3 protein-coding genes are annotated in these 8438 nt (G+C 73.2%); all 3 read left to right on the top strand.

Annotated elements, in window-relative coordinates:
- The first annotated feature begins 167 nt into the window (after positions 1 to 167).
- The 3 genes from ACFWN1_RS29690 to ACFWN1_RS29680 all read left to right on the top strand — a co-directional run bounded on the left by ACFWN1_RS29690 (position 168) and on the right by ACFWN1_RS29680 (position 8406).
- Positions 168 to 530: a DUF5988 family protein gene (locus tag ACFWN1_RS29690; RefSeq protein WP_384368636.1), complete on the top strand. Its 363-nt coding sequence runs from the start codon at positions 168 to 170 to the stop codon at positions 528 to 530.
- Positions 531 to 601: 71 nt separating this feature from the next.
- Entirely contained in the window at positions 602 to 1918 is a 1317-nt protein-coding gene (locus ACFWN1_RS29685; protein ID WP_384368633.1) for a beta-ketoacyl synthase N-terminal-like domain-containing protein, read from the top strand.
- Between the two features lie 152 nt (positions 1919 to 2070).
- Positions 2071 to 8406 carry an SDR family NAD(P)-dependent oxidoreductase gene (locus ACFWN1_RS29680; RefSeq protein ID WP_384368631.1) on the top strand — a complete coding sequence of 2112 codons (6336 nt, stop codon included), beginning with the start codon at positions 2071 to 2073 and terminating at the stop codon, positions 8404 to 8406.
- Positions 8407 to 8438 lie beyond the last annotated feature (32 nt).

The raw sequence follows: 8438 nt of genomic DNA, 5'->3' as shown, positions 1-8438 counted from the left end.
GCGCCCGCCCCCCCGGGGGGGCCGGGGGTCCGCGGGCCCCCGCCGCCCGCCGGAGCCGCCCCCTCCCCAGGTCCGGCGGGCGGTGAGCGCGCAGGGCACTCGCCGTCCCGACCGCTGTGAGTGCCCTGCCCCGCGCCAGTACCCGGCCCCTTTCCTGGCAGGTCGCCATGTTGATCTCCGCTTTCATCAATTCTCTCTGCCGGTCCTTTTCCGCGGCATCGCGATGGACCCTCCCCCCGGTTTTTCCCACCCCGCTCACGAGAGAGCAGGAGAATTCGGTGGACAACGGCGACAGCAGGAAACCGGAGCCTCAGGCATCGAATTCCCTTTCCGTGCTCCTGCGAGGCGGCCCGACCTGGATCGCGCTTCCCGACGTATGGCAAGTGAGATCCCTGGAGTTCGAACCCAAGGTGAAGATCCTGTGCGGCAACGCATACGAGCACTTCGAGTTCTCGGGCCTGTACTCCGTCCACGAGGGAGTGGAGTTTCCCGTCTACCGCTGGTCCCGCCGCACCTACGTGGCCGAATAGCCGGGCGCTCGTGCGCCCCACCCGTCGAAGGGAACACCCATGACCGACACACTGTCACGTGCGAGCACCTCGTGAGGCGGCGCGCCGGCGCCCGTGCGCGGGACGCCGTCGTCACCGGGATCGGACTCTGTCTCCCCGGTCCGCAAGACCCGGTCTTCACCGCCGACGACCTCTGGAGCGTCGCCTCCACCGGGACGTCCTGCCTGGTCAAGAAGGGCGTCTACTTCGGTGGCGTCACCCTGCCGCCGGCCGTGTTCGAGGAGCGCGTGCCGGGCATTCCGGAGTTCTTCTCCCGCCACTACACGGACGCCCACCGCTTCGGGCTGGTCTCCCTCTCGCAGGCGTGCCTCGACGCCGGCCTCGATGTACGGAGCGATCTGCAGGACGCAGCCGTCCTGGTGGGCCGGGGCGGGGTGGACGCCAACATCGACAGCTACCTCGCCGTGCTGCGCGCCGACCCGGCGACCTATCCCGTCGCCGAGGCGCTGGAGATGTTCGTCGCGGCGGAGCAGGCCGTCACCCCGTCGGACGTCGCCCTGGTGCAGGGCGCGCTCACCCGGTCCAGGGGCGCGAACTTCACGGTCTCGTGCGGCTGTGCCTCGTCCGCGGTGCAGGTCGGCAACGCGCTCGGCATGATCGCCGCCGGTGAGACCGACATCGCCGTGGTGACCGGGGTCGACGTCTTCAGCGTCACGATGATCCGCAACATCCAGCGCCTCCTGAGCGGCGCCCAGAAGGCGTACGACGCCATGCGCTCCGAGGACATGCCCAGCCTGCTGCCGTCGTTCGACGCGCTGATGCGTCCGTACGACGAACGCGCCGACTGCATCAACCACGGTGAGGGGTCCGTGACGCTCGTGATCGAGAGCCGGGAGCACGCCTTCGCCCGGGACGCCCGCCCCTACGGCCAGGTCCTGTCGCAGGTCACCACGCGGGACGGCCTCTCCAACCCGCTGGCCAGCGACGAAAGCGGCCGGGCCCTCGTGGCGGCGGCCCGCGGCTGCCTCGGTGACACCTGGGACATCGGCCAGGTGCCCTACATCCACGGAGGCAGTGACGGCAACGTGGTCGTCACGGCCTTCGAGTCGAACGCGATCAAGGAGCTGTACGGCTCCGCGTCGTCCGACCTCCTCATGACCTCGCAGGAGGGATGCTTCGGGCACAACGGTGCTCCGGCGGGCTGCCTCGGAGTGGCCCTCACCCTGCTGATGATGCGGAACAGCCAGGTCTGCCCCACCGCCAACTGCGAGCAGCCCGCTGCTCACCTGACGTTCGACCCGGTCCCCGGGACGGTGTCCCGCCCCCTCGACTTCGACTACGCCTTCACCTTCAACTACCAACTGGGCGGGGTGAAGAGCGCGATCCTGCTGGGCAGTGCGGACGTCTGATCCGCAGCTGTCCGCCGCTCCGCGGCTCGTCCCTGCGGTTCCGCCCTCACGCACGAGTCCGCCGTCGCACCTCGGCACCCCGCGCGTTCCCCCGCCCCTCGTGCAGTGACAACTCCTGCAGTGACAACTCGTGCAGTGACAAGGAGACTTCTGTGGCCAACGACAAGCACGGTCCCCGGCCGGCGACCGGGCCCATCGCCGTCATCGGCATGGGATGCCGCCTCCCCGGAGACGTCGATTCCCCGGCCGCGTTGTGGCGTCTGCTGATGGAGGAACGGGACGCGGTCGGCCCGCCACCGGCCGGTCGGCGGACGGGGGGCGGAGGGCGCGAGCCGGCCGCCGGCGCGTCCTCCGCGCTCCGGGGCGGATACCTCGGGGACGTCTCGGGGTTCGACGCGGACTTCTTCGGTGTCGCGGGCCGCGAGGCCGACGTGATGGACCCCCAGCACCGGCTCCTGCTGGAGGTCGTCTGGGAGGCCCTGGAACACGCCGGACTGCCTCCCGACCGGCTCTCCGGCTCAGCGACCGGCGTGTTCGCCGGACTGAGTTACCAGGACTACATGGACCAACTGGCCGGACAGCCCAGGGAACTCGAGGGCTCCATCCTGACGAACGGTCACTGCGTCGCCGCCGGCCGGATCTCCTACCTCCTCGGTCTGCACGGCCCGAGCATCGCCCTGGACACGGCGTGCTCCTCGTCCCTGGTCGCCTTCCACCTGGCCTGCGAGGCACTGCACCGGCAGGAGTGCGACCTGGCCCTGGCCGCCGGTGTCACCCTCATGCTGGCGCCGCGCGTCACCCGGTCCTTCGAGCGGATGGGCATGCTGTCCCCGACCGGACGCTGCCACACCTTCGACGCCGCTGCCGACGGCTTCGTCCGCGGCGAGGGCTGCGGCGCCGTCGTCCTCAAGCGGCTGCCCGACGCCCGCCGCGACGGTGACCGCATCCTCGCCGTCGTCCGGGGGACCGCGGTGAACCAGGACGGCCGCTCCGACGGTCTCGCCGCCCCCTCCGCCGAAGCGCAGCAGTCCCTCTACCGCGCCGCGCTGGGGCGGGCCGGCGTCGACCCGGCCCGCGTCTCCCTGATCGAGGCGCACGGCACGGGCACGCCGCTGGGGGACCCCGTGGAGTTCGCGAGTCTCGCCGCCGTGTACGGCCATGGACTCTCCCCGTGCGCGCTCGGCTCGGTCAAGACCAACCTGGGCCATCTGGAACCCGCCGCCGGCATCACCGGGCTCATCAAGACCGTGCTGTGCCTCGGGCACGGAACCATCCCCGCCAACCTGCACTTCACCGGCTGGAACCCGGCCATCGCCGCCGACGGCACCCGTCTGTTCGTGCCGCGCGAGAGCACCCCGTGGCCCGGCAGGGAACCGGTCAGGCTGGCGGCGGTGTCCTCGTTCGGCTTTTCCGGCACCAACGCCCATGTGATCCTCCAGGAGCCCCCGCCCGCCCGCCGCACCGGCCTGCCCGCCCCACGCCGTCCCCGGCAGGCGCCACCGGAGGTGATCCTGCTCGGGGCCGGATCACACCGGGCGCTGCCGGAAGCCGCCGGGAAGCTGGCCGCCTGGCTGGAGACGGAAGGGGCGACCGTCCCGCTACGGGACGTCGCCCACACCCTCGCCCTGCGGCGCAGTCCCGGTCGTGGCCGGCTCGCGGTCGTCGCCCGGTCCCGCGCCGAGACCACCGAGGCGCTGCGGCTGTTCGTCGACGGCCTGCCCGCGCCCGCCCTGGTCGCCGGTGCCGCCGACGTGACCGCGCCCCGCCTGCCCGTGTGGGTCTTCTCCGGCCAGGGCTCCCAGTGGGCCGGCATGGGCCGGGAACTCCTGGAGCAGGACGACGCGTTCAGGAAGGCCCTCACCGAGGCGGACACCCTGATCCGCAAGGAGGCGGGCTTCTCCGTCCTGGACCTGGTCCGGGCCGGTGAGCCGGTCACCGGGTGCCCACGCGTCCAGCCGGTGCTGTTCGCGCTGCAGATCTCGCTGGCGGCGGCCTGGGAGGCGCACGGCGTCCGTCCCGCCGCGGTGATCGGCCACTCCATGGGCGAGGTCGCCGCCGCGGTGGTGGCCGGGGCCCTCACCCTCGCCGACGGCGTGCGGGTGATCTGCCGCCGCTCGGCGCTGCTGGACCGGATCGCCGGCACGGGCGCCATGGCCAGCGTCGGCCTGGGACGGGACGCGGTGGAGGCCGCTCTGGTCGACGCGGACGCCGACCGCGTGTCCGTGGCCGTCCTGGCGGCGCCCGAGGCCAGTGTGGTCTCCGGCGACCCGGAGCAGATCATGCGTCTCATCGGCCACTGGGACGAGCGTGGCATCCCCGCCGCTCCCGTCGCGGTGGACGTCGCGTCCCACAGCCCCTACGTGGACCCGCTGCTGGCGGATCTGCGCCGAGGGCTGTCGGACCTCGTCCCCAGTCCGCCCCGCATCCCGTTCTACTCCACCGTGACCGAGGACCCGCGGCAGCAGCCTGTGCTCGACGCCGCGTACTGGTGCGACAACCTCCGGCGACCCGTACGCTTCCACCCCGCCGTGACCGCCGCCGCCCAGGACCGGCACCAGGTGTTCATCGAGATCTCGCCCCACCCCGTGGTCGCCCAGTCGCTGGGCGACAGCCTGGCCCCTCTGGTTCCCCACGCCGTCGTGCTGCCCACACTCCGCCGGGCGCAGGACGAACTGGGCACCTTCCGGACGCAGCTCGCCGCCCTCCACTGCCACGGCGGCACCGTCGACTGGACGTCCCCGTGCGGCGACGGTCACCTGGCCGACGTGCCCACGACCACCTTCGACCGCATCCCCCACTGGGCCGGCGACACGGCGGCACCGGAGGTACCCCGGGCGGACGGCGCCCTGCCCGGCAGGCACACCGTGATCCCCGGTGTCCCGGTCCGGCACAACTGGCACGCCACCGCTCCCGCCCGGCACCTGCCCTGGCTCGACGACCACCGCGTCCACGGTTCCCCCGTCCTGCCCGGCGCCGGATTCTGTGCCCTGCTGCACACCGCCGCGGTCACCGCCCTCGCCGGTGCCGCTCCCGACGTGGAACTCGTGGACATCACCTTCCACGACCTGCTGCCCCTGGACGACGACACCGAACTGAGCACGACCGTCACCCTCACCGACGGCGATCAGGCGACCTGCGAGGTGCACTCGCCCGCCCCGGACGGCTCATGGCAACTGCACGCCTCGGCCGTGGCCCGCCGCACTCTCGCGCCCCCCGACACCCGCGCCGCGTCCGTCCCCGAGCTGAAGCACCGGCACCCCGTCGCCCTCGATCCCGGAACCCTCTACGCCGGGCTGCGCGCCTGCGGACTGGAGCACGGCCCCGCCTTCACCGGCATCACCGCACTGCGCACCACCGAACGCCGGGACACCTACTGGGCCCGCGTCCACCTGCCCCGCACCGCCGCCGCGCCCGCCCCCGCGCTGAGCGTCCACCCCGTCCTCCTCGACCTGTGCCTGCAACTGGTCGTCGCGGGGGTCGGTGAGGACAGCACACCCGCGCCGATCCTGCCGGTCGGGGTCGGAGCCGTACGCGTCCTCGGCGACCCCGCGCTCGCCACGCACGTCCACGCCTCGGTCACGGAGAACGACGGCTCGACCCTCGTCGGCGACGTCCGCGCCCTGGACGTCCGCGGACACCCCGTCCTCGCCCTCGACGACGTGCGCTTCCAGCGGAGCGCGCCCGCCGGGGCGGCAGCTGTCGACCAGTGGTTCATGGAACTCGGCTGGCATCGCGCGTCCCCGCCGCACGCCCGGCGGACCGCGCCGGGAGACTGGCTGGTGATCGGCGAGGGCGACGGCGAGGCCGAGAACCTGGCGGATCAGCTGCGCTCCACCGGTGCGAGGGTGCACGTGCGGGACATGCCCCTGGACGCGGAGGGGCTCGCCTCGCTGGGCGAGGTGTTCGGCCGGCACCTCACCTCCGGAGACGACTCCTGGCGCGCCGTGGTCCTCCTGTCCGGCATCCCCTCCGCCGACACCACCGACCCCGTGGAAGGCGCGCAGCAACGCGCGCGGCGGCTGCTCGCGCTGGCTCAGGCCGCCGACGAACACGGTGAGCCGTGGCGGCTGTACGTGGCCACCCGGCACGCGTACGCCGTCACGGTGAACGAAGCCGGGCACCCGGCCCACAGCGCGGTGCGCGGGGTGGCCCGCGTGCTGGGGGTCGAACGGCCGCATCTCCGTCCCACCCTCGTGGACACCGATCCGGACCGGCGCGGGCTGCACACCCTGGCCGCCGAGCTGCTCGCCGACGCGCCCGAGGACGAGGTGGCGCTGCGCGGCGGGGTCCGGTACGTCGCGCGCCTCGACCGGTCTCCCGTCACCGCGGCCGAGAGCACGGCCCGCACCACCCGGACCGTGCGCTTCGGGGACGACGGATTCCGCTTGCGCGTCGGGCAGTTCGGCGATCCCGACAGCCTCGAACTGGTCTCGACGGGCCGCCGTCGGCCTGCCGAGGGAGAGGTCGAGGTGCGCGTGCGGGCCGCGGGCGTCAACTTCCGTGACGCCCTGACCTCACTGGGGATGCTCGGTTCCCAGCCGGAGACCGCCTACCGCATCGGCTTCGAGTGCGCGGGCGTGGTCTCCGCCGTGGGCCCCGGCGTGGATCACCTCCGTCCGGGGGACGACGTACTCGCCGTTCAGCTGGAAGGGGGCGCGTTCGGGTCCTTCGTCACGGTCCCGTCCACCGCCGTGGCCCCCGTACCGCCGGGGCTGAGGCCCGCGGCGGCGGCGGGACTGCCCACGGCGTATCTGACCGCCTGGTACGCCCTGCGCCACGTCGCACGACTGGCCCCGGGCGAGCGCGTACTGATCCACTCCGCGACGGGGGGCACCGGCAGGGCGGCGATCGCCGTCGCCCGGCTCCTGGGCGCGGAGGTCCTGGCCACGGCCGGCTCGGAGGAGAAGCGGCGCCAGTTGCGCGGGATGGGGGTCCGCCATGTCATGGACTCCCGCTCCCTGGACTTCGCCCCGCAGACCCGCCGGGCCACCGACGGCGAGGGAGTCGACGTGGTCCTCAACTCCCTCGCCGGACCGGCCGTCCGCGCCGGCCTGCAGAGCCTGCGCCCCTTCGGCCGCTTCGTCGAACTCGGCGTACGCGACATCATGGCCGACGCCCCCCTGGGACTCGGTCCGCTGCGCCACAACATCACGTTCAGCACGGTCGACCTCATCGAACTCCAGCGGCGCCGACCGGAGTTGCTGCACGAGATGCTGGGCGACGTGATGGCGCACATCGCCGCGGACCGCCTCAAGCCGCTGCTGTGCACGGAGTACCCGCTGGACCACGCGGACGACGCCTTCCGCCTGATGGCCCGTGCCGGACACACGGGCAAGATCGTGCTGACGGTCCCCGACGAGGGGGAGACCGTCGCGGTGGACCCCGACGGGCCGGCCGTCGTGCACGCGGACGGCGCCTACGTCATCACCGGAGGGCTCGGCGGTCTCGGCCTGGCCACCGCCCGCTGGCTGACCGCGCAGGGAGCGGGCCGGGTCGTCCTCAACGGCCGCCGCACCCCGTCACCGGAGACCGCCCGCGCCATCGGCGACCTGGGCGGCGACACCACGGTCGTACTGGGCGACATCTCGCAGCACGGCACCGCCGAACGGCTCGTGGCGGCCGCCACCGAGGGAGGGTTGCCGCTGCGCGGGGTGGTGCACTGCGCCATGGTCCTCGACGACGCCGCCCTGAACACCATCCGCGACGACCAGCTCGAGCGCGTATGGGCACCCAAGGTCACCGGGGCCTGGAATCTGCACCGGGCGACCGCCGGACAGCCCCTGGACTGGTTCGTCGTCTACTCCTCGATGAGCAGCCTGCTGGGCAACGCCGGCCAGGGCGCGTACGCGGCGGCCAACGCCTGGCTCGACGCTTTCGCCCAGTGGCGCAACCGCAACGGCTCGCCCACGCTGGCCGTCGACTGGGGTCCCTGGGGAGAGACGGGACAGGCCATGGACTTCGCCGGGCGCGGCTACGAGACGATCCCCACCCGCCGGGGTCTGGAGGCGCTGCACAGCCTGCTCACCCACCGGAGGGTCCGGACGGCCGTCATCCCCGGAGCGCCGCGGACCTGGATTCCCCGGCAGGCCGCGGACTCCAGCCTCTTCGCCCACCTGGCCCCGGACACACCGAACGCACCGGACGCCGCTCACGCGGAGCCGGAGCGGGCGGAAGGCGGCTCGCGGGACGTCCGCGCCCGGCTGGAGGCGTTGCCCGCGGGCATCGCCCGCCAGAACGCCCTGGAGAGCTACCTCGCGGACCACATCCGGGCCATCCTGCGCACCGGCAGCGCCACCCTCGATCCGGACACCCCCCTCAAGTCCCTGGGCTTCGACTCGCTCCTCGCCACCGAGTTGCGCATTCGTCTCGACGCCGACCTCGCGGTCCGTCTGGCGAGCAACTTCGTGTGGCAGCACCCGACCATCGCGTCCCTGGCCACCGCCCTCGCGGCGCGCATGGGCCTCGCTCTGCGGGAGAACGCGGGCTGATCGCGGCGGCAGCGGTCCCGCAGGAACAGGAG

The organism is Streptomyces sp. NPDC058459, assembly GCF_042721685.1.
In the GTDB taxonomy this organism is placed as follows: Bacteria; Actinomycetota; Actinomycetes; order Streptomycetales; family Streptomycetaceae; genus Streptomyces.
Note: the sequence above shows the minus strand (reverse complement) of the source record. Positions and strands in the feature narration are given on the sequence as shown.